The organism is Psychromonas sp. Urea-02u-13 (genome assembly GCF_002835995.1).
Classification (GTDB): domain Bacteria; phylum Pseudomonadota; class Gammaproteobacteria; order Enterobacterales; family Psychromonadaceae; genus Psychromonas.
Map to the genome: position 1 here is coordinate 1 of NZ_PJBZ01000091.1, position 21,916 is coordinate 21,916.

The 21,916-nt window shown below is 38.7% G+C and carries 28 protein-coding genes and 2 riboswitches; of the genes, 19 read left to right on the forward strand and 9 right to left on the reverse strand.

All coding sequences use genetic code 11. From position 1 onward, the window contains the following. The first annotated feature begins 183 nt into the window (after positions 1 to 183). The 3 genes from CXF74_RS17335 (at position 184) to yegD (ending at position 2,648) form a co-directional block, all read left to right on the forward strand. Positions 184 to 504, forward strand: a complete 321-nt coding sequence (locus tag CXF74_RS17335; RefSeq protein ID WP_101083788.1) for a hypothetical protein — start codon at positions 184 to 186, stop codon at positions 502 to 504. Between the two features lie 88 nt (positions 505 to 592). Continuing rightward, a complete protein-coding gene (locus CXF74_RS17340) occupies positions 593 to 916 on the forward strand; it encodes a hypothetical protein (protein WP_101083789.1) in 324 nt (107 codons plus the stop codon). Between the two features lie 95 nt (positions 917 to 1,011). Then, a riboswitch (cyclic di-GMP riboswitch) is annotated at positions 1,012 to 1,086 on the forward strand. Between the two features lie 248 nt (positions 1,087 to 1,334). Next, positions 1,335 to 2,648 (forward strand): molecular chaperone, encoded by a 1,314-nt coding sequence (gene yegD / locus CXF74_RS17345; protein ID WP_101083790.1) that lies wholly within the window; start codon positions 1,335 to 1,337, stop codon positions 2,646 to 2,648. Between the two features lie 102 nt (positions 2,649 to 2,750). Here the strand turns inward: yegD and CXF74_RS17350 are convergent, their stop codons facing one another. Both CXF74_RS17350 and ribB read right to left on the reverse strand, forming a co-directional pair. Continuing rightward, entirely contained in the window at positions 2,751 to 3,071 is a 321-nt protein-coding gene (locus CXF74_RS17350) for a hypothetical protein (RefSeq protein WP_101083791.1), read from the reverse strand. Positions 3,072 to 3,466: 395 nt separating this feature from the next. After that, a complete protein-coding gene (ribB, locus tag CXF74_RS17355) occupies positions 3,467 to 4,120 on the reverse strand; it encodes a 3,4-dihydroxy-2-butanone-4-phosphate synthase (protein WP_101083792.1) in 654 nt (217 codons plus the stop codon). Between the two features lie 111 nt (positions 4,121 to 4,231). Further along, positions 4,232 to 4,386, reverse strand: a riboswitch (FMN riboswitch). Between the two features lie 179 nt (positions 4,387 to 4,565). On the opposite strand from ribB, the gene CXF74_RS22020 reads away from it, so the two are divergent. From CXF74_RS22020 to CXF74_RS17365, 3 genes are all read left to right on the forward strand, one after another. Next, positions 4,566 to 4,715, forward strand: coding sequence for a hypothetical protein (locus CXF74_RS22020; RefSeq protein ID WP_157822441.1), 150 nt, complete (start codon positions 4,566 to 4,568; stop codon positions 4,713 to 4,715). A 48-nt stretch (positions 4,716 to 4,763) separates the two neighbouring features. Next, the gene (locus CXF74_RS17360; protein ID WP_101083793.1) at positions 4,764 to 5,120 is read left to right on the forward strand and encodes a hypothetical protein; all 357 of its coding nucleotides are present in this window, start codon (positions 4,764 to 4,766) and stop codon (positions 5,118 to 5,120) included. Positions 5,121 to 5,247: 127 nt separating this feature from the next. Further along, positions 5,248 to 6,354, forward strand: coding sequence for an alkene reductase (locus CXF74_RS17365; RefSeq protein ID WP_101083794.1), 1,107 nt, complete (start codon positions 5,248 to 5,250; stop codon positions 6,352 to 6,354). Positions 6,355 to 6,668: 314 nt separating this feature from the next. Here the strand turns inward: CXF74_RS17365 and CXF74_RS17370 are convergent, their stop codons facing one another. After that, the gene (locus tag CXF74_RS17370) at positions 6,669 to 7,334 is read right to left on the reverse strand and encodes a glutathione S-transferase (RefSeq protein ID WP_101083815.1); all 666 of its coding nucleotides are present in this window, start codon (positions 7,332 to 7,334) and stop codon (positions 6,669 to 6,671) included. A 105-nt stretch (positions 7,335 to 7,439) separates the two neighbouring features. Then, positions 7,440 to 7,901, reverse strand: coding sequence for a DUF389 domain-containing protein (locus CXF74_RS17375; RefSeq protein ID WP_232772567.1), 462 nt, complete (start codon positions 7,899 to 7,901; stop codon positions 7,440 to 7,442). 62 nt (positions 7,902 to 7,963) lie between these two features. Between CXF74_RS17375 and CXF74_RS17380 the strand changes: the two genes are divergently transcribed. From CXF74_RS17380 to CXF74_RS17395, 5 genes are all read left to right on the forward strand, one after another. Continuing rightward, positions 7,964 to 9,622 carry a recombinase family protein gene (locus CXF74_RS17380; RefSeq protein ID WP_101083796.1) on the forward strand — a complete coding sequence of 553 codons (1,659 nt, stop codon included), beginning with the start codon at positions 7,964 to 7,966 and terminating at the stop codon, positions 9,620 to 9,622. A 123-nt stretch (positions 9,623 to 9,745) separates the two neighbouring features. Continuing rightward, positions 9,746 to 10,459, forward strand: coding sequence for a hypothetical protein (locus tag CXF74_RS17385; RefSeq protein ID WP_101083797.1), 714 nt, complete (start codon positions 9,746 to 9,748; stop codon positions 10,457 to 10,459). A 55-nt stretch (positions 10,460 to 10,514) separates the two neighbouring features. Further along, positions 10,515 to 10,691 (forward strand): helix-turn-helix domain-containing protein, encoded by a 177-nt coding sequence (locus CXF74_RS22025; RefSeq protein WP_157822442.1) that lies wholly within the window; start codon positions 10,515 to 10,517, stop codon positions 10,689 to 10,691. Between the two features lie 364 nt (positions 10,692 to 11,055). Beyond that, positions 11,056 to 11,256, forward strand: coding sequence for a hypothetical protein (locus CXF74_RS17390; RefSeq protein WP_101083798.1), 201 nt, complete (start codon positions 11,056 to 11,058; stop codon positions 11,254 to 11,256). Then, the gene (locus CXF74_RS17395) at positions 11,249 to 11,581 is read left to right on the forward strand and encodes a hypothetical protein (RefSeq protein WP_101083799.1); all 333 of its coding nucleotides are present in this window, start codon (positions 11,249 to 11,251) and stop codon (positions 11,579 to 11,581) included. Before CXF74_RS17390 ends, CXF74_RS17395 begins: the two co-directional genes overlap by 8 nt. 202 nt (positions 11,582 to 11,783) lie before the next feature. On the opposite strand, the gene CXF74_RS17400 is transcribed toward CXF74_RS17395, so the two are convergent. Together CXF74_RS17400 and CXF74_RS17405 are read right to left on the reverse strand one after the other, a co-directional pair. Next, positions 11,784 to 11,999 (reverse strand): hypothetical protein, encoded by a 216-nt coding sequence (locus tag CXF74_RS17400; RefSeq protein ID WP_101083800.1) that lies wholly within the window; start codon positions 11,997 to 11,999, stop codon positions 11,784 to 11,786. Between the two features lie 48 nt (positions 12,000 to 12,047). Continuing rightward, a complete protein-coding gene (locus CXF74_RS17405; protein ID WP_101083801.1) occupies positions 12,048 to 12,905 on the reverse strand; it encodes a Rha family transcriptional regulator in 858 nt (285 codons plus the stop codon). 429 nt (positions 12,906 to 13,334) lie between these two features. Between CXF74_RS17405 and CXF74_RS22245 the strand changes: the two genes are divergently transcribed. The 3 genes from CXF74_RS22245 (at position 13,335) to CXF74_RS17420 (ending at position 14,767) form a co-directional block, all read left to right on the forward strand. Then, positions 13,335 to 13,955, forward strand: coding sequence for a hypothetical protein (locus CXF74_RS22245; protein WP_198552906.1), 621 nt, complete (start codon positions 13,335 to 13,337; stop codon positions 13,953 to 13,955). 352 nt (positions 13,956 to 14,307) lie between these two features. Continuing rightward, positions 14,308 to 14,538: a BRO-N domain-containing protein gene (locus CXF74_RS23155; protein WP_101083802.1), complete on the forward strand. Its 231-nt coding sequence runs from the start codon at positions 14,308 to 14,310 to the stop codon at positions 14,536 to 14,538. Then, positions 14,516 to 14,767 carry a hypothetical protein gene (locus CXF74_RS17420; RefSeq protein ID WP_101083803.1) on the forward strand — a complete coding sequence of 84 codons (252 nt, stop codon included), beginning with the start codon at positions 14,516 to 14,518 and terminating at the stop codon, positions 14,765 to 14,767. Before CXF74_RS23155 ends, CXF74_RS17420 begins: the two co-directional genes overlap by 23 nt. A gap of 230 nt (positions 14,768 to 14,997) precedes the next feature. Here CXF74_RS17420 and CXF74_RS17425 read toward each other — a convergent pair whose 3' ends face one another. Together CXF74_RS17425 and CXF74_RS17430 are read right to left on the reverse strand one after the other, a co-directional pair. Further along, on the reverse strand, positions 14,998 to 15,882 hold the full coding sequence (locus CXF74_RS17425) for a DUF2971 domain-containing protein (RefSeq protein WP_101083804.1): 885 nt from the start codon (positions 15,880 to 15,882) through the stop codon (positions 14,998 to 15,000). A 388-nt stretch (positions 15,883 to 16,270) separates the two neighbouring features. Beyond that, positions 16,271 to 16,834, reverse strand: a complete 564-nt coding sequence (locus tag CXF74_RS17430; RefSeq protein ID WP_101083805.1) for a hypothetical protein — start codon at positions 16,832 to 16,834, stop codon at positions 16,271 to 16,273. Between the two features lie 1,030 nt (positions 16,835 to 17,864). Between CXF74_RS17430 and CXF74_RS17435 the strand changes: the two genes are divergently transcribed. The 5 genes from CXF74_RS17435 (at position 17,865) to CXF74_RS17450 (ending at position 21,176) form a co-directional block, all read left to right on the forward strand. Next, the gene (locus CXF74_RS17435) at positions 17,865 to 18,623 is read left to right on the forward strand and encodes a helix-turn-helix transcriptional regulator (RefSeq protein WP_101083806.1); all 759 of its coding nucleotides are present in this window, start codon (positions 17,865 to 17,867) and stop codon (positions 18,621 to 18,623) included. Positions 18,624 to 18,902: 279 nt separating this feature from the next. After that, a complete protein-coding gene (locus CXF74_RS22930) occupies positions 18,903 to 19,034 on the forward strand; it encodes a hypothetical protein (protein WP_269800778.1) in 132 nt (43 codons plus the stop codon). A 102-nt stretch (positions 19,035 to 19,136) separates the two neighbouring features. Beyond that, positions 19,137 to 19,532 carry a hypothetical protein gene (locus CXF74_RS17440; protein WP_101083807.1) on the forward strand — a complete coding sequence of 132 codons (396 nt, stop codon included), beginning with the start codon at positions 19,137 to 19,139 and terminating at the stop codon, positions 19,530 to 19,532. A gap of 273 nt (positions 19,533 to 19,805) precedes the next feature. After that, positions 19,806 to 20,249: a hypothetical protein gene (locus tag CXF74_RS17445; RefSeq protein ID WP_101083808.1), complete on the forward strand. Its 444-nt coding sequence runs from the start codon at positions 19,806 to 19,808 to the stop codon at positions 20,247 to 20,249. Positions 20,250 to 20,753: 504 nt separating this feature from the next. Continuing rightward, the gene (locus CXF74_RS17450; protein ID WP_157822443.1) at positions 20,754 to 21,176 is read left to right on the forward strand and encodes a hypothetical protein; all 423 of its coding nucleotides are present in this window, start codon (positions 20,754 to 20,756) and stop codon (positions 21,174 to 21,176) included. Positions 21,177 to 21,277: 101 nt separating this feature from the next. Here CXF74_RS17450 and CXF74_RS17455 read toward each other — a convergent pair whose 3' ends face one another. Then, positions 21,278 to 21,889 carry a hypothetical protein gene (locus tag CXF74_RS17455; RefSeq protein ID WP_101083810.1) on the reverse strand — a complete coding sequence of 204 codons (612 nt, stop codon included), beginning with the start codon at positions 21,887 to 21,889 and terminating at the stop codon, positions 21,278 to 21,280. Positions 21,890 to 21,916: the final 27 nt, after the last annotated feature.

Here is a 21,916-nt window from a genome sequence, read left to right on the forward strand (position 1 = left end):
GACTAAGTGCCTTTTCTCCTTCTACGTATGCATCCAAGTAACGTGACATATTCTTAACATAATTATTATTCCGCCTGCTTAATCGTGTATCAATTCTCATTGTAATCAACTAGTTGTTTTAGTCATTTTAAATTTAATAGATAATAGTGCTCTCTAAATCAATTCAATAAGAGTTAAGTAAAGATGAGAGAACCACTGAAATTATTATCTGAGCGTGTTGCTGTCGCTAATGATCTGTTTTATGAAAAAAACAAAAGCACTGATACTGTCATCGGCATTATGGATAAAACCTTACGTCAACAGGGAATGAACGCAGAAGCCATTAGTGTTGATTGTATTCCGCTTAATAAAAAAATTGTTTTTCTACTACACGATGATAAACCTGATCATGTAGATATCGCCTTTGGTAATAAAGCGGGGGATATTAGTGCATCATCACAACATGTATTAAAAGACTTGTCTGTCGAGCACATCGTTGCGTTTATGGTTGATTATTTTAGTTAAATAATCGCGTGATTTGTATTGGCAAACACGCGAAGCGCTAAAGTTTTCTGTTTGCACAACTAAAAAATCACTACATTAGGTGAAAACAATGAACATAAAAATAGATAAAAATGGTGCTCAAGGTGAGATTAACCTTGGTGAGAAAATTACAGGAAAGGGAACTATTAATCATTATAGTTGGTGTTTGTCCTGTACATCGTCAAAATTAATTTTAGAAATCGCAGATGATCCAAGCATTACCCCTGATGATTTACCGCTTGTGGGTTATGGCTGTGCGGGCTGGATATTTGAAAAAAATATTACTCTTAAAGAAAGTGAAGTGATAAATATGATAACCACAGGTTTTTTATTATTTAACGAAAATAAATTAAAACATCTGCCTGCTGTCACTTGTAGTTGCAGTGATCTTTAGCACTAATGTGCAGATTACTTCATTGTGATTCATTGGGCAGTTACTGATACGCTTGTTAGATTCAAATAATAAGCGTATCACTTGTATTCTATTTGAATAAACTTTGCCAAACTAGATGTGAATCTAGGACGGAAAGCCACAGGTCTCTATGAGATAGCTGGGTTGCCAAGTTTTACCGCACGACATCTATACTTCATACTTAACTCTCCAACTAACAATCTTTTCGTTTCCCCCTCAAACAGCATCCTTAGTATACTCACAAGTACCATTCTTCTGATTTCCCCAACGTATTACCAAGCACTCAGAAATAACCCATCGAGTTAAAAATATATTTCCTAAAAAAGTTTACCGCTAACATAGGTATTCATAACCTATTAAGATATAATATCGCCCCTCTTTTTATGCACCTGGAAACCTAATGACCGCTGACTTTATTGGTATTGATTTTGGTACAAGTAATTGTGCCGTTGCCGCTTGGGTTAATAATGAACCAACACTTATTGCTGTTGATGAAAATAGTGATAATCCGTTTAAAATCCGCTCTGCAATCTATTTAGCACATAATCAAACTGGATCTGTTAGCAGTAACGCCAAAGCAAATGAACAAACGTTAAATGATATGTTAAGTTCAGGAGAAATATTATTTGGAGAGCAAGGCTTTAACGCTTTTCTATTAACACCGGATGAAGGGCGTTATGTAAACAGTCCTAAAAACTTTCTAGGGGCAAAAATACCTAAGCGTTTATTAGATAATTTTGAAACCTTAGTGGTACGTTTTCTTTCTTATCTTAAGCAGTGTGCTGAAAAGCAACTCAACCTGACTATCAATAAAGCGGTGATCGCACGGCCAGTAAATTACCACTCTACCATGGGTGAATTAGGCAATCAGCAAGCTGAAGCATTGATGTTACGCGCTGCGACTAAAGCCGGTTTTTCACAGGTTGAGTTTATTCATGAACCGCTTGCTGCTGCTTATCACTTTGAACAAAAAATTAAACAACCGACTAAATCTATGATTGTCGATTTAGGAGGCGGTACTTCGGACGTTACTTTTTGTTTATTAAGTGAAGACAAAGCCAATAACCTGGATAGAGATGCAGACATCTATGCTACCAAAGGTATCCGACAGGGCGGTATTGTTAGTGATAAAGATTTAGCAAGTGGCATCGTTTCGCCATTGTTCGGCCGTGGTGGTCGTACTAAGGATGGACGTGCAATTCCTAACATGCTCTATTTTGGGGCTTATGCGATTGATAACATGCCAGAGATGAGCGATTTTTACGCTCCTGCACGTGCTAAAGCAATTAAAGACTACATTGCAGCGAGTACAGATCCCGTGCCTCTCACCCGTTTACAGAGCGTGCAACAGGGGCGACTGACACATCAAATGATGCATGCTATTGAGTTGGCTAAAATAGATTTAAGTGATAAACCGCAAGCAGAACTTTCGCTGACGTTTATTGAACAGGCATTAGAGGTGAATATTCAACGAGATCAGGTTTTACTGACCATGAATAACTGGCTTGAAAAAATGTTTATCATGATTGATGAAACAATCGAGGAAGCACAAGAAAATCCTGAAATTATCTATTTAACGGGGGGAATGGGGCTTTCTCCGCTTGTGCAACAAGCGTTAGCAACACGTTATCCTGAGGTAAAAATTACCGTCGCAGATGCCTTTAGTTCTGTGGTATTAGGGGCGTTATTAAAAGCAAAACGTTTATACGCTTAATAATCCTGTGTTACTAACCATGGTCTAGTTTAATAATTAGCCATGGTTAATATAAAATAAGATATCGCAGTCGCGAAATAGAAGGGCTCTTCGCTTTTCGCGTTATAACTGCGAAAGAATGGCGAGTAGAAATAATACCGTTATTAATACTGAAATAAGTTTATTATCAATCGCCTTGCCTTTACTCACCCAATATTTTTTACTGCCGCCGTTTGACTCCTTAACCATCAATACTTGTCCATTAGCTTTAGAATTATGGCAAATAAATCCCTCGGGGCAAAATAGCAGATGCATGGAGACGGGTGGTATTCCTTTTTCTAGCATACTAATAATAAAGTTTTTAGCGCGCGCCATGCCTTGTGCCGTAAAAGAGTGTCCATAAGTAAGCGAGTATTTAACCTCTTTGTAGATATAACTTTTCATTGTGCACCAAAATATAAAGCAAAAGATCACTGCTGAAACACAAAAAGAAGGTGTTACTAAGCAAAACAAATAACAGTGTTGAAGCGACAATGTTACGGGAAATCTCAAGTAAATTAATACTTTATATCTCATATTTATATCTTACGACATCATTTACAGTGAGGTAACGGAAAACTGTTCAAAGCCGGCATAGAGATAACAAACAAGTAATGTATCGGGATGTTTAACGGATAATGAAAACCAGCAAGGCTGATCAAGCTTATTATTAGAAAAGTTAAGGCTTAGCTGAAAAATGCGATTGGAATATCATCATAAAATGACTTTCTGAGAGAGGTCATTGTTTCTACAAAAACATAAATATCAACCTCTGCAATGCAGAAGTTGATTAGTTAAAGCTAACTTACCTGTTGTTGCTGAGCTGAAATATAATTGACCAAATCATCAATACTCACTACGGGCATTTGATGAGCTTGTGCAAATTTGACCACTTCAGGCAAACGCGACATTGAGCCATCTGCATTACTTAACTCACAAATAACACCTGCTGCTGAGCGTCCTGCCAATTTTGCTAAATCAACGGCGGCTTCTGTATGCCCTCTGCGAACCAGTACACCACCATCAACGGCTTGTAAAGGGAATACATGACCTGGGCGCGATAAATCATCTGCGCTAGCATTTATTGCAACCGCTGTTTTTATGGTTGTGACACGATCGGCTGCCGAAACGCCTGTAGTGACGCCGTGTTTTGCTTCAATGCTCACGGTATAAGCGGTTTTGTTTTGACTTGTATTGCTCTCAACCATTTGTGGAAGCTGCAATTTTTGAGTGGTTTGTTTAGGTAGGCATAAGCAAACGATGCCACTGCCTTCGCGGATCATCATTGCCATTTGTTTAGTGGTTAATGTTTCAGCAGCAAAAATAAAGTCACCTTCATTTTCTCTGTCTTCATCATCCACCACCAACACGCCAGCGCCGTTTTTAATCGACTCAATAGCATTAAATGCACGTGTATGTGCATCACCGAACAAACTTAATAGAGACTGACTCATGGTATTTTCCTTTAAAAAATAGTTACCAGAATCAGGGCATTAGAAATGCATCACCTAATATTAGGTGATGTGAATTAAGCGTTGTTTAATACTTGCAGTATCAACGTCACTTTGTATTCTCTTCCATCCGGACTATAACCGTCGGCTCTGGCATTAAACCAGATCTGCTGACCTTTATTATTGGGAGTGTAAATAATAAAGCGCTCGCGGGCTTACCTAAAAGGCTTACCGCCGGTGGGGAATCACACCCCGCCCTGAGAATTGCTAAGTTAAATTAGCGCAGAGATATTACCTTTCATTGTCAGAAGAAGATACTTTATCCTTGTAAAATATGACGTTAAATAGCGCTGTTAAATTGACTGATGGGAGGCTTGTCATTAGACAGGAAAGGCAGGCGATTTAATTGAATTGTTTAACCAGGATAAAGGTCCAAATAGGATCTTAATTGTCTGGCATACGTGAGACACTTTATATTGATGGTGTGCTCACCATTATGACTAACATGGCTTCACGTGATAAAACAAAATACGTTGAAGCGATAATCTCTTTTTGTTTACGCTTATTTGGCGTATCTTCAATGACTTATTATGTGTGAGCGTGAGACATATATTACTTTTCTACATTAATTTACATAGGTTTTAGAATGAAAATAGCAATGAAAGCGGCTTTGTTATCGGCACTTGTTTTTCCTGGTGCAGGGCATCTGTTTTTAAAAAAATACCCGACAGGTATGGCGTTAGTGAGTACATTTTTATTAGCTTTTTATTTTTTAAGCATCGACCTGCTCGATAAAGTAGATGCGCTTCTCAAGCAAATTGAATCCGGTCATATACCGTTAACGGTACCTGCCATCACTGAACTCATATCAAATCAGTCAATGGGCATGGATACACAAACTGCAAGCTTCATTACCTCTGCGCTGGGGGTATTATGGTTAATCGCTATTTGGGATGCTTATCGTATTGGTCGTCATACTAGCCGTACCTCTTTAAACGTTTAATCCTGTTCTTTTAACACCTCTTCATTACATAAAATTATCATTATAATAACCAATGATAATTTTATTGCGTTTTACTGGCTGTGTATAGTGTGCTTATAAACATTAAATACCGCCAAGGAAACAGATAATGACAAACGCACTATTCCAACCTTTACAGCTAGGTAATCTTACCCTTAAAAATCGCATTGTTATGCCTCCCATGACACGCTCTCGTGCCACACAACCAGGCAATGTCGCAAACCAAATGATGGCGGATTATTATGCACAGCGTAGCTCTGCAGGTTTGATTATCGCTGAAGGCACACAAATATCAGCCTTAGGCCAAGGTTACGCTTGGACGCCGGGTATTTATACGCCTGAGCAAATTGCAGGTTGGAAAAAAACAACAGATGCAGTGCATAACAATGGAGGTGTTATTTTTGCACAACTTTGGCATGTTGGCCGCGTTTCTCACCCGAATAATACCGGTGGCGTTCAGCCCATTTCATCTTCTGCACACAAAGCTGAAAACGTAAAAGTATTTATTGATAACGGGACCGATGGGCCAGGGTTTGTTGATGTTGCCATTCCACGTGAAATGACACAGGCGGATATTGATTATGTTGTGGGTGAATATCGCCAAGCCGCATTAAATGCCATTGAAGCCGGTTTTGATGGTATTGAATTACACGCCGCAAATGGTTATTTAATTAATCAGTTTATCGACTCACAAGCGAATAAACGCACAGACCAATACGGTGGCGCGATTGAAAATAGATTACGCTTCTTAGGCGAAGTGGTTGAAGCAATGGTTAATGCGATTGGCGCTGAGCGTGTTGGCGTTCGCCTTGCTCCGTTTACATCACTGAATGGCACCGTTGATGATACGCCAATTGAAACGTATATCGCAGCAGCTGCCTTACTCAATACACATAACATTGTGTATTTACACATTGCCGAAGTAGATTGGGACGATGCGCCAGAGACACCAGCCACATTTAAACAAGCATTGCGTGAGGTGTTTCAAGGCACTCTTATTTATGCGGGCCGTTATAATACTGAAAAAGCACGACAAGCAATGTCAGCAGGAGATACAGACTTAGTTGCTTTTGGTCGTCCGTTTGTAGCAAATCCAGACTTGCCACTAAGAATTAAAAATAATTACCCCTTAGCAAAGCACAATCCCGAGACACTCTTTGGTGGGGCCGAAATAGGGTTAACGGATTATCCTGAATATAATAACCAATCCGCTTAATACCAAACGAATTAAATTTGTGATCTTGTATTACGCAGGATAAATGAACGAGATCAAGGCGTGAATTGCAATGAATGGTTGTTCCCTTCATAAAATTCACAACGCAGAAGTCGTTCATTTAAACTAGCAAGACTGATCACTTATTAAATTCGATTGGTATAACTCATGATCTATCTTGCTGGTTAAAATCGATGAAAATGTCGTTATTTTCAATCCCAATAGCCAGCTATTACTCAATCAAACGCCTTGTTTTTATCAATTTTTGCTACGCAATTTCAGCCATTTAATTAAGCCACATAGTACAAAGCCTATTATTACTCGCCAAAAACTATCGCTTTGTTATTGTCTAGCCACAGCTCATGCTTGGCCATTACTTTAGTGAAAGTAGGGCTTTGCAAGTAACTGTCTAACCAGTTACGAAGCTTAGGGTAGGGGCTATTCAAATACCATTGACGCTCAACCCGTGCAAATTTCCGAATAAAGGGAAAGACAGCGATATCGAATAGACTTTCATTGTTAGAAAATAAAAAATGATGTGTCGATAAACGTTGTTCCAACAATCCTAGTTGTTGCTCACAGGCATCTCGACAGAGATCAAGATTATCTTCATGGTAACGCTTAGCGCAACAATAGGCCTCAAGAGCCGGAATGAAATGACTTTCAAAATGGTTTATTAGCGCCACCATCTCACTCTGTGCTTGTTTATTTTTTTCCTCTAATAAGTCGTGAGGATCATTCTTTGCAAGCGCCCACTGCATAATCGCTAAGCTCTCCTCTAATATGAGAGTCTCATTCACCACTAATACGGGCACACTGCCTTTAGGAGAGGCGATTAACATTTCATTGGGTTTATTATTGAGTTTTACCGCTCGAATCAATACTTTTTGTTTTGCTTTAAACAGTGTGAAACGCGCGCGAATGGCGTAGGGACAGTTTTGCAGAGAATAAAGAATGGGCAGACATTGAGCATCTTGGAACATGAATAAACCTTTAAGTAATAAATCTTTTAATATTGTCAGCATTGATAAAACGAGTGACGGGGAATTTAATCACTCATTGACTTGAAATACGACTGTAAATGGTGCTTATCTTCTGATGATTATCTGTGCTTCCATTATTACATCACGTTGTAATTGCGCTTCAATCTGCGCTTTGATGGTATCAAGTTTTGCATTGGTTAACGCCGAAGGAGTAACTAATTTAACGGCTATTTCTAAGGGCTGAACCGCACGCGCATGGACTTGTCGAATGGTTACTTGACCGATTATTTTACCTTCCAACTGTTGCACAACAGAGGATTCATCGGATAAACGCATAAAACTAAATACCAAAGGTACGCTGACTAATACAACCGCAAAGAAAGCAATGGTTAAGCCTTTTTTAGCGCGTGTAAATGGCGCAAACCCGAGGGCTAAAAAGGTTAATGCAGCCGCTAATACGATGCCTGCTAAATTGGTTAAAAAGAGTAATAAAGCCCCCCAAGCGACATGAAAATCAAGCCAACCTAAACCAATGCCGGTTACCGCTAAAGGGGGAACTAACGCCACACCAATTGTCTTGTAGGTGTACTTGCTATATTATCCCGTGACTTCACAAAAGAGCTTAGAACATGGAACCAAAAATATACAGCTATGCGCGAGTATCAACAGCTAAACAGCTTGATGGTACTGGTATGTCAATGCAACACAATCAAGAGCTTATCACTAAGCTGAGTGTAAAGCATAGTTTACCAATCTCAGATACAGCCATGAGCGACGAGGGCAAGAGTGCCTATAAAGGTGATCACCTTAATCATGAGCTAGGCGCTTTCTTGTCAGCTATCAAAGCAGGTGAGGTTGCCAGTGGTTCAATCCTTGTTGTTTACTCGCTTGATAGGTTGTCACGACTAAAGTTAGGTTTTGCAAAACAGATTTACCTTGATCTTACGAATGCCGGTATCTCTATTTATAGCGAACTGGATGCAAAGCTATACAAAGCTCATGATGCGGGTGACGATATTGTAAGTACAATCATCTTTGAACGCGCACACAATGAAAGTGCTACAAAGTCTAAGCGTTCTATTAGCTCTGCATTATCACAAATTACTAATCACCAAGAGGGCATCCGTTCGCCTGAGGGTTACCCAATTTCATTAACCGTTGGCACATTGCCATGGTGGATTGATAACAGTAACGGCACAATCAAAGTGCATGAGGCTTATAAACTTGCAATCATAACCATTGTTGATATGAGCATTAGCGGTATTGGTGGAACTAAAATAGTTAATTGGCTGAATGATAATGTGACACCACCAAAGCATTGTAAAGATGGTTTATGGAAGTATTCCACTATCAGCAGACTGCATAAACACAGATCATTAATAGGTGAATACTCCGTTAAGTTAGATGGTATTGACTATGCACTTGTTGACTATATGCCAGTAATATTACCAGAAACCAAGTATTACCAATTCGTAGAAGCTAAGAAGCGTAGAAGCCACTCACGGGTAAATGGTGATCCGAAAACATTCATTACAGGCTTACAAATATGTAAATGTAGGTTTTGTTATGGCCCTATTATTAGTAGCTCAGATGGTAGAAATAAAACGACAGTGCGCTGTAATAGAGGATCGCATGATAAAGCAGTATGTAGCGGTTTCTCTGCACTGGCCGAACCTATCGAACAAGCAATATTAGATACCGTTGGTTTCATCGTATGGAATCCAGTTGAAGCAGAAGAAGATAACAGTACTGCTTTAAAGCTAGCTGTAGCCGATGCACTGCAACGATTAGAAGATATGAAAGCGATGATGGCAGTAGCACCATCAATGGCACTCGCTCAGATGTTGCAAGCATTAGAGGCAGAAGCACAAACCAAGCAAGCTGAATATGAGAAAGCATTAATAACTAATGTTACCACCACTAAACCAAGTGCAATTATCCCTGATGATGTTTATGGTAAACGTGAATTAATTAGACGTACCTTTGAAAGTATTTATATACATAAGCATGGGCGCTCAAAGATATTGATTAGTCTTTATAATAAAAGATGGGGATCAATTCACATTTACATGGTGCGTGGTGAAGTCATCAAATCAGGGAGTATCTACCATTGCCCTGTGAAGCAGAAAGAGTTGCAAGATAAGACTGCTTTTATGTTATTTGCTAAAGATGGTCGATTAAATGAGTGGATCAACAGTGAGGATGATTTAGATATAAACGAATATGATATTGATTCCATAGTAGATATCAGTGACCATGATTTTGATGTCAATGAAATACTCAATTAGAGGTGTTTACCTATAAAATTTAAAGTGTACTCTGCTCGGAAAAGAGCAAGTGCATCAACAAAATAAAGTGCACTTTACAAAATAAAGCACCCATACGAGGTGCTAAAAATAGGTTAATCACTAATGACAGATACATCTCAACCAGCAAAACTTCTTACTGCCATCCTTGAAAAACTAACAATTGCTAACTACACAGTTGATCCTACTTACTCTTCTGAACAGAAGAAACTAGCTAAGTATGACATTGGTGTGTTGTGTAATGAAGCGCGTGCAACATTCGATGAAGGTACAGATGGTGATACTAAGTTTGGTGCTTGGATAGCCTCAGGAATAAAAAAAGAATTCCCGAAAGTTGATTCTAAAACATTCTACAACTACCGCCAGTTGCCTAACTTCTGTAGTAAGATGAAAGTATGTGAATTAGTTGGTTTCACAAATGTTTATGAATTGATGAAAGAAGGTAAACAGGATCAGAAGAAGTTAGTACAGGAGTTTGTACTGTTACTAGCACCAACTGGTGAAGCCAGTGATGAAGATAAGATTAAGATCAAAGCAAAGGTTAAAGCTGTTCTTTATCCACCGACTTACCAAGCAGAAGAAATCATTGAAAATACAGCTAAGTTTACTGAACTATTAAGTAAACCATCTGCTCTTAGTCGTGAGGAACTATTAGAGATGCTTAAGGTTTTACATGATGTTCGCTCAGATAAACAGATGCCAGTTGCTAAAGCTATTGCTGAACGTACTGAACGTGATGAAGCAGAGGCTAAAGAAAAGAAGAAAGTTACAGATAAAGCTAGAGCTAGAGCCGATAAGAAAAAAGCTGAAAAAGAATAGAAAACAGCGTAACTAATCATGAGCAAGGACGCTCACTTATAAGGGATACAAACCAATGAACCAGAAAGCACTTGAGACACTTTTAACAGATCCAACTATCAAACAGACATTAGCTATCATTGAAGATCTACAAGCAGGGTTATCTCTGCGTGAAGTAGCAAAGAAACAAGGGTTAACGTCTAATACTACCGTGGTACGTATACGTGATAAATATAATTTAGGTACTAAATAACAGCGCCCTGTAAGCCATTCTAAGCCACAGATTGGCTAGCCCTCACAACTGCATTGCCTTATAGAGTATTACCGCTGGGTATACAGCCAATAACACTGATTAGTTTGTAAAACAGACAAATAAAATCACTTTCCAAAATACTAAACCAAGCCTAAATACTATCTTCATAACACCGATAATATACAAAAGGACTTATTTTTCCTTAAGGGGAGAATTAACGAGTTTTGCCAATCTGCTAAATATCCAATACCTAAACCTCAAGTAGTCCAAATATACAAAACCATACCAAAGGTCACTAAAGGTTAACACTGCCCGTAAATTAGCTGCTAGTATCGCGTTATAACTTAACTTTAATGAGCAACCCATGAACCAGTTCAACCAAAACCAGATAGCAGAAATACATAATCGAATTGAAGAGCTAACGGGCTTAGATGAATCGGCAATTGATAGCATTGATGTGAAGCCAGAGCTTAGTAATATCTTCACATTAACCATTAATGTTGGCCGTATTGAAAGAGTGTTATTAGCATTCGTTTCTGACAGCGAGGTAATTGTCCGTGAGTAAATGTTATCTGTTCACTGCGCCCGATGGCAAGACACATGAAACCACGAATTTAAAAGAGTTTGCTATCAAGCATGACTTACCACTGCATGGTTTATATAAGTTAAATCAGGGTGATGTTGATCATGTAAAAGGGTGGGCGAAGAAAGAATTAAACCAAGTAGAGATAAATGTTGATGATGCTCAACGAATGTTAGACCTATTATTTAAAAGTGTAACCGGGCTAACCATGCCGATTAAGATTAGTAGGTCTAAACTTGTAACTGATAATGACGAGTTAGTTGCTGTGTTTGAAGATATGGTAAATGTTGCCACCGTAAAAAGATGATGTATAAAGTGGAAGAACCTTTTAATCAGCCCACCTTGAACAAGTGGGCTTTTTTGTGTCTACTGAATTTAGTCGTTGCATGTAACTGGTGATAAGACTTAATGGTTGGCCGTGAATGTCTGCTATCGTTTGATTGTGCATGTTTGTTACTCCAAATAAAAAGCTAACCGAAGTTAGCTAATAGTAATTGAACCAAGTGAAGTTAAGCAGGCAGTAGCATTATCTCATCGGGATGAATGAACCCAACTAACTCAATATCTTTGTGTTCCGTAAATACAGTCATGTTTATAAAACCTTTACCTGTGTGGCGCACTTCAACATCGGTGATCCATGGTTCTTCTACACCTATAACTGCAATAACCTCTTTCAATAAGTCACTACGCATTTGGCGGTTATACTTTCTAATACCAGCTAACATTTCCTATTCCTAATGTCGGCCACCATCCATGGTAGCGGTGAAAGATGATTACTTAGATGTTAATTGCTCTTGTACATGTTCAATTAACTCAGCAAAACGATGATCGAACCAACGAGGTTGGGTAGTGCCTTTAGCAGAAGATGATTTGTCATTAGTGCCGTAATACTTACCACCATTAATAACTTTGTTGTTATCAGATAAGAATCCCATTGGACGTAAGAACTCTGCGTTAAACTTAGCAGGTGTCATATCAAAACCATGAAGATCTAATAGGTGGGCTAGTGAACTACGATCAGTATCTAATGTTCCGAACTGCTGAATCTGCGGTGCAAGGTTAATCTTTAAGTCACGTAATATCGGTGCAGGTGTAGTTGATAAATCACGGGTGATAAGATCATTAATATCAATCGGGTTGTTGAATAGCTCGGCCATCTTAAGTGCATGTTGCACAGTATCGAAAGCACCTTTCTGTTGCAGGTTGTAAAGACGTTGTTCTGCTTCTTCTCTATCAGCTCTCGCTTCTAACATTTCAGTATCTTCACGCATCTTATCAACTAAAGTAAGTTCAGTTTGCTTACCACTCTTAATGTATTCTTCCATCTTATTAAATGCATTAAGGTAACCTATCTTCCATTGCAAAGCATCCGAACCAGTAAACCCCATTGCTACTAATGTGAAACCATCGCGGTTCATCTCATAACAAGGTAACTCTTTGTTCTGATCTGAAGTGTAAGAGGTAATCTTAAAATATACATCTCCTCTTTTACCACTGGCTTCAAGATCTTCAATGATATTGCGGATACGTACCATTACATGGCGGTGTTCTTTATCGAATGAATCGGCAATAACTTTTGAAGTGGTGGTAATTGAGTTGTCTTGATTGAGGTTTACTAAGGTAGTTTGCATGGCTAATCTCACATTGAGTTAGTCACTGATAGTTGGTATCTTCAAGATGGTTTCAACGTCAGTAACTATAAAAGTTGATCCCCTTAGTAACGGTTATTACTAGGGGGTATTTATAATCACATTCCTAACGCTGATCGGACTTGCCATTGCAGGTGTAAATGCTATGACCAGTAATCTACACACCTCCTGACATGTAGTCAACACAGCTATACCACTGCCTTTAACAAGTAAATACACCTAATCTTTTTCAAACAAGTTGTACGTGCATTAGTACGTCATTTTGGAGCTGATAACTGCTGTTGAGGTAAGTGCAGAGTACCTACAGCCCATTAAATTTATTTTCAATTATTTTTACTGCTCGCATCATATTATGTCTCTTTATTACTAGCTGCTATGCTGCTGCCTTATTCAATCAATAAGGCAGTTACCATGAAGAAGAAAATAATCCTGCACCTGTGCGCTGACATAGGCAGTGACTCAAGAGCCTATCAATTAGACCCTGCATACGAAGTTATAATGATCGGTGAGGCCATAGGGGTTGAGAACTATATGCCACCAGCTAATGTGCATGGGATTATTGCAAACCCTGTATGCACTGAATTCAGCACTGCTGGTGGATTTGATAAAATAGGTGATTTAGACAAAGGTATGTTTTTAGTGGATCACTGTTTACGTATTATCAAGCTAGCTAATCCTAAGTGGTGGGTAATTGAAAACCCTGCAAAGGGGAGATTACAAGAGCGTTTAGGCAAACCATTACACAAGTATCAGCCTTGGTTTTATGGCTCTCCATGGACGAAAATGACTGCTCTGTGGGGATCATTCATCATGCCTGATAAGTTGTTTACTAAATGGGATGACGTACCAAAGAACCCTAATTTATACGTTAGACCAGGAAGACCAAAACCATCATTAGCATTCCTGCATAAGTCAGCGATTCAGTACTTACCAGAATATGCTTGGTGCGCTGATCGTATTAAATGTGATGCTGACTTGAGAAGTTTATGTAGTAGTGGGTTTGCACACGCATTCAAAAGGGCGAACCCTTAACACTGCGTGTGCTGATCCATGGAAGATTAAGCAGGGATTATATTAATAGAGGCATCGGTGCCTTTAATAAATAGATGGTTGAGGGTATAGACTTTACGGCATCTATGCCGGAAAGTTCTTTAGGTAGACCTAGTAGAAGATGTAGATTTTAAAAAAACGGAAGACCGTTCTTATCAAAAAACATTGATGTTTCTTCTGAATCTAGTAAAGGGTGAAGATTTCATTCGTAAGGAAGACCCGACGCATAACAAACGCGCACCGAAGCGCGTGCAACTATCTACCAATTCACCATGATCGCTAGTCGAATTACTCGACCAGTGAATAGACCCGCAAAGATGCGGGTGAGGATTTCATCGGTAAAGAAATTGCTGAGAAGCTTGGGTATTCTGATACCTCAAAAGCAATACGTATGCATTGTAAAAAGCATATTAGCTGGGCGGACAAAACGTCTGGTCAGGTTAGAGCAACAAATATCATCCCAGAAGCTGACCTATATCGATTAGTTTTTAGATCTAAATTACCTTCTGCTGAAGCATTTCAAGACTGGGTAAGGACTAAGAATGTCGTCATTAGATTTCCTTAATGACTTCATCAATCCTGCTCGTGTATCAGCAGGGAAAAGTGTACATAAAAATTCCGCATTTCTAATTAAGGTGTGTGATGAACTTGAATTAGATATAACGGAGGCAGGAAAAATTGCCCCGTCAGGTGGGGGAATAAAACAGAATTACTTCACACTTGATAAAGACCAAATGATGTTAGTTGGTATGCGTGAGTCTAAGGCAGAAAGACTTTTAAGCATCGGTGTGTGATTGTTTCAGATACACAGAGTACGAACCATGGAAACCTAGTAGGGATGCTACTGCAGAGGAGTTTGTTAACTCCTATTGGTAGGCTTTAATATTACGTAGTGCCGTAGATACGTACATTATTAGCTTGTGTAGCTATAACGGTTATAAGATGATTACTCGGATGGGATAAAGGCCTGTTAATGCATAGTGTAGAAGCTCTAATCCATGGAAGATTAGAGCGATGTTCTTAGCTAGAATTGTCTCAATGAACACTCTGATAGTACTATTTTAAAATCTAGTAATTCATCTTTTTTGAGATACTTTTCCTTGAGTGTACCCCTAAGGATTTCTAAACCTTTCTTTGCTAGTTCTTGGTTGCTAGATGGTCCAATGGTGATCTTAGTGATAGCTTCAATAGGGAAGGGTATTTCCTTATAGGGAATGATTACACCGTTACGCTCTCTATATTGTTGCGGTACATTGGGAGAAAAATCAATAATACGGTACTCATTTTCATCAACGAACTTTGATGGCTTTATTCTTGCAACAATGAATTGTAAACGTTTGATAAGACTTGTTAGATTTTCTGCTTTATTGAAACGCAGTTTTACACTTTCACTTTTAATTTCTTTATCAGGAAATTGCCACCGATATACTTCAGCTACAACCTCCAGAATAATGTTATTTAGGTCTAAGTACTCTTTACCAGAAAGTACTGTGCCGATATTATATTCAACCTTCGATAATTGTAGATTTTTCGATGAACAATAATTAGCCAATTTTTCTTTATCAAACTCGATACAGTAGCCATTGTTACTTGGGCAATATGACATCCACTGTCTTAAATAATCTTCATCTGTCGAGAAAGAAACAATATTGGTGGTTGAAGCTTTTACCATATCAACAGTCATTTCAATAATAATTTCAAATGTTTCGTTAAATTCTTGTTCGTTGTGAGAACTAATTTCAATTTTATTTAACGCAGTCTTAAACCTATCTTTTAACAGGTTTAAGACTGCTATACCTTCATGTAATTCACGATAGTCATTCATGAAATTGATCTCTGTAGCCCAGAACTCACCATGCTGTAGCAAGCCTAAAACACCCTGTGCAGAGGTATAATGATAGATTCCCATGTAATGACCTTAATTCAATATAAAGAGGCTTAGAATAGCTAAATTACCCTGTTAGATCCAATGAGTTGACTGAATTGTTGTGCTAGATCGTTTATCTGTAATGACCTAAACCAATCGGTATTACTATTAGATGTCGCTTGAGCCATAGACGCAGAATAAGAGGAGTTTAAAAGCAGATGGCTCAGAGTGTGAAACTGCTCTGTACTCACCGTGAACACTGTGTTTTTAGCCAGTAAAAGCTGAGGTGGTGACGAGCAAGCAGTACGGGAGTTTTCTTTACCTTGGTGTATAAAAAAACTCACCGAAGTGAGCTTAGTTGTTTGTTGGCAGAACCAGTAAGAACTGCAACAAAATGATGATAGTAGCCAACTGAGATACTTATTAAATGTTAAGCCTGCTGTTTATTGAGATTGTCATACTTACTAATTAGGTTACCCACTTTCACATCATCGGCATTTTTAGCCGTTACATACTCACGCAATTGGCTATCGTTAAGATTTTTGTACTTGATACCTGCTCTTTGTACTTGCTGTTCAAATACGCTTAACTTAATAGCATCTGATTTAAGTACGGATTCACCGCGCACAATGGCAGAAACATCTTTGATTTGAGCCAGTAAAGATTTATAGAGGTCAGCTTCAAGCTTGTTATTACTTTTTAGATCATTGGCTAATACTTCAATTGCATTGGTAAGTTGTGCATGTGCTGTCTGCTGCGCAGTTTCTTTTGCATCGAGTTTGGCCGTTAAGCAGTAATGTTTGCCAGTTTTTCCCACCGCATATTCTCGTAACTCAACTTGTACTATCTCTGCTTTTAATAACTTAGCTAATTGTTTACTGATCACCGATTGAGTTAGGCCAGTAGCTTGAGATAGTGAAAACTGGTTGTGCCAGTAATGACCAAACTCAGTTGGAGCGTCTAAAACGGCTTGCACTTGTTGATATGAGTTCATGTAATTACCTTGCTTATATTTGGAATATTGGAATAAGTAGTAGGTTATTCTTAATGTTATTGATGGTCAATACAATCTTATAAACTTTCTTCTCCCACTCCCCATACTTTGGTATTAGTGGCATCTCGCTTGCGTCACGTAGTGGCGCAGGTAAGCGAGGTAATGCCACGTGCAGAACAATGCTGATTATAAACCAAACCCTTTTATCCCATCATCCATAATCACAACGTAAGCAACGCTATTGTTAATGCCTCATCATTTACCATCCATTCCTTTTATCGATCTAATACAGGCGGTTTTAGAGCAGTAATGATCACGCTGTGAATACTGGAACCACAGTGAATTAGGGCTATATGGTTTCCGCTTTTAATAAAAAGACCATCACTGGCCTTAAAGACTCTTAAGAGGGGTGAAGGTGTTTTGTGTGAAGCGTAAATGATCGATAACGCGATGCTTAGAGGTCTATGGTTCGGTTGCTTATCATTTACTATTGTTTGCTAGAAAGTCGCTGTGTGCGCTGTTTTGATCGGAAGATTAAAGGGATTTGATTTTTCATTGCATTGGCCGTTACCGATGGAATGACTACAGGTATCACCACGGCAATCGGTCGTTGCACTCCCTCAATTGTGGTAATCCTGCTCGCATTCCATTAACAGGGTGTGAGGGGTGAGGCAGTCGGTATATATGTATTTAATACAGGACACTTAAATGCTAAATGAAGTGCCATTTTCAGCGATTAACAAGTAAAACTACCCTGTACCCCTTGCTACCACTGGTTTTGTGGTTGATTCTAGGTAGGGGACAAAAAGCATTGAAATGTCTCGTGGACAAATGTCTCGTAAATGTCTTGTTTGTGTCCCCTCTCATTGGTAATATCTTTCACGCCAGATAGGTAATCATAAACCAATAGGATTAATTACCCTTGAGGGATTGCCGAGAAGATCACCCCTTGTATTGATTTTCTGGCTCTGTTTTCTTTCAGATAGGGGGAAACAGACGTTAGACCATTCTTAATACAAGGCTCCCCATAATGACCGCATTCAGTAAATTAACTTCCCTAAAAATACAGGAAGAAAACGATTTTTTGCCTCTCGATGATCTAAATACAGCACTCGAAAGCATCAATGATAGAAATGCCATGCACACTAACCCACAAGCACTATTGCAGTTTGCCGAGAAAGTTAAACGTGATGCCTACGCATTGGCTAGGTCGCAACGTGAAGCACAAGGTAAACCGATCTATGTAGTATCACCAATGCAGATAGCTGACACCTTGGTTTACTCGCGTGATTATGAGGTAAGTATCATCGAAGCCTTTAGACAGACTGAATTAAAAAGCGATGATCCTGCGGGATGGGCTAAAGCCGTTATTAAGAAGAAACCAAGTAAATATATAGTTGATGCTGTTATCGAAATATTAAAAGATAGAGGTTATGCACCACTTCTAAAAGCTAACAAGTTCGGCACATTTAGCACGAAGTGTTTAGTAAAAACAGATTCATATTCGGAGATGATAAACATGTTTAATCAACAAGCAGAAAACGCAGAAATACGTGAAAGATTAATAGTAGTTGAGGAAAACCTTAAAATGCAGAATGCGTTGATAGAGCAAGCATTACCACTACTTCATAAGTTAATACCGCTAACAAAAGTTGAGCGTCCAGCTAAGATTTTAGAACTGCATGAACAGGGTATGACTAACAAAGAAATATCTGAGCTATTGAATGTATCGACTAAGACAGTAGGACGCGATTTAACTAAAGAAAAAAAAGCTAACAAGGCGAAATAATCTAAATAAGTCATTTAACCACGGATGGTTACAACTTCTAAACGCACTACCTACCAATAATAGCCACTACATAATTCCAGTATAATTTAACTTTGAATGATCTTTACATTTATAAAAGTACACTGTATCTTTCGTGGGCGTTAAGCATACCAACTAAAACTCACTAGCATTAATTTTAATGCAGGGCGTTAAGTAATAAAGCCAATTGAAAGGACATTATTAATTTATGTCTCTTAACCATGGTTTGCTTACTTACGTATTTACTTAGAGATAAACCAAATGAAAAAATTATTATTAGTAGTAGCACTAACATTCACTTCATCAGTAGTAATGTCTAAAGTAATTATTATCAAAACTGATAATGGCCCATTAGCATGTATTGAAGCCGGTGGCGTAGTAACTTGCCCATAGATAAATAATTAATCGAATGTGTATCTAATCAGTTGTACTGATCCGCAAACGAACTGCTTTTATTAACCAAGGATGGTTTATTTAACTTTAGGCATAAACGAAATGAAGAAACTAATCCCAATTACATGCTCAATTGCAGTTGCTTTCAGTACTACTGGTTGTTCAGTAATGAGAATGGCTGAGTTTGCAACTAGTGATATGGGCCATGAAGAATGGTCATTGATCCAGAACCTTTTACATGCGCGAGATGTGATTGAATCATGCAACACAAAGTTTGATTACAACTATGATCTAACTCCTTTAAAAGAACGTGTACGACTAGCGTATACAAGCGAAGAAGAGTTTAAATTGTGGTCAGAATCAATAAGAACTAAATGGGTATCTAAAGGTGAGTGTGACACTTGGTCTGAACGTGTAACTGCATGGGAAAATACAGGCGACCTACCGTTAATTGGTGGCTCCTACACAGATCCTAAATGGTCTAATAATAAAAGTTAAGGCTCACTGTAGATAACCCTGTAATTGCTGACAATGCTAAAGCTACAAATGATGATCGTTACGAGTTAAATAACTATGTCGCTCGATGTGCAATCAATGCTGGGCATAAACTAATGGGTAGAGATCAGAAGCTTGGTTATGTACCAGCAAAACGTATTGCTAGAACCGCATACTTCTCTCATTTAGCAGACGCAGGATAGAACCATGAATAGATCCCATTCAATGATTGGTATCGACGGCATGACTTATACCTAATTAAATGAGAATAATATTATGAACAACATTATATCAGCACTTATCATGTTCATCAGCCATCACAAAGTAGCAGTAGGAAAAGATCAGAAAAAGCTATGGCACGGGCAAATAAAATGCTTAGTGAATAACACTCACCTGCTTAAGACTCCCGGAGTCTCAGTTAAGGCCGCAGCTAAGGCCGTAGAGCTGGGTATAAAGGGTAGTCTACACGATTACAAGTGGGAACAAATCAAAGGCCCTAACCGTAAGATATTACACTTAGAACACAACCTGCCAGTATCACAGATAAGTAGGATGCTTGAAGAGTTAGAAGACGTAACGGAGGAGTCCGTGGGTGACATTATGGATCTTGCTACTACGGCTTGGCTTATTAAGGAAGAAGATGAACTACTTACAGTTCACGGCTTCCGAACCAACCGACCTATGAACGCTTATCAAGTGTGCGGGATAGAATTACTATGATTACATAGCGTAATATATAAGTAATAACTAGATGCCCTTGGTTCAGGGGTATCGATGGTATGACTTATACCTACGAGCAGTTTAATGATATGAGTTGGGTATTAGCTTACTCAAAAAATACATGGTCATCGATACCGTACAAAGGCTATGGCTCAACCTAAGGTAGTCAATACAACTGTAATAAAATCTACAGGTACATCTTCAAAGAGAAGTAGTTCAGTGCAAAGTACAAAATTAGGTGACTTCAGCGGTAACTTCAAACATTTGCATACGGTTGTCCTCTCGGATGGATAACGAAGTTTTAATAACTATTTAGATAAAATATCTATGGTTCCAAGGTCACTTATTAGTGACCTTTTTTGTGCCTGTAATGATCACCTAAGCAATTACTAAAGCAATCTCTCGCCATTGTATTACTTTCACTATAACGCCTCTCTACGTTCCATTTTGATCCTGTTTGGTGGTTGGCTTATTGTGTCCTTGACTATTAATAGGGCGATGCTTATGCTGCAAATATTAAAACATAAACCAGTAGGAGTTCAACCGATGGAAGACGCACGTAAATTAGAGATCTTATCTCTGTTAGAGTCAGGCAGTACACAGGTTTGTAAGACAATGCTTACACTCAATCATTTACTTAATAACAAGTTTGAAACCAATCAAACCATAGCACAGCAATTAGGTGTATCAATCCCATCTATCTCACAAGTACGCAGTAAGTACCGACTCAAAAGAGAAGTGTTAGGCGATGGTAAAGATGATGATTATTGTCACTGGTTAGGCATGATAAGTAAGATGCTACCCACGCTAAGTGATAGCTTAAAAGATAAGTGTGTTACTGAGATTGTAGAGGCACACAGTAAAGGTGAGCCAGTTGGAAAGATTGGTACTAAGTATCGTGAAATGTTGCAAGGTGGTGAGTCATGAAAACATTAGTAAGTGCCTTGATCTTGTCACTCATGTTTGTATCTTCTATTCATCCCTCAATCATAAGTTAACTACGTAGTGGGGCAGTTAGCCCCATTGTTTTAAACATACTTCAAAACCCTGCTGTTATAACGAATACCTTTAACTTTACTTGTAGGTGAATTGCGTGTGGTTCCAATCATCAAATCTACCCCTTTCTTACTTAACTGGAAGCCGTAGCGGTAGTTGTCAGCATCTACTCTAACGATTAAACCATCTTGTTCTAGTTTAGCTCTTGCTCTTGTAGCAGTACCACCTTTAGGCACAAACATTGTTAGAGGGCCACTGTTAACAGTCATATCATTAACTACTATCTTGAGATCTTCTACTTCTGCTTCCAATACTTTCACGTGACCTGATAGTTTAGTTACCATTGCTGATGCTTGATCCAGTATTGATACGGTTGTCTGTTTCATAGCGGTAGGTGCAGAGAGAGTAATAGTCTTAGGTACATCATTAGTAAGGTGTACTGGTTCAACGTCAGTTAGTGGCGTAAAGCTCATTTTAAGTGGGTTGATAACTCCCTTTGGTATTTGCATTTCTACGTTAGCTTTAACCTTAGTCATGTAGTTGGCTACGGTGGCAGGAGCACAGCCCAAGATCTCTGCTACATCATGTTTAGATAGATCTGGGTTGTGTGTTAATACTTCTCTTATATCTGCTGACAAACTCATTTTTATGCTCGCTTTGAATGGGGAGGG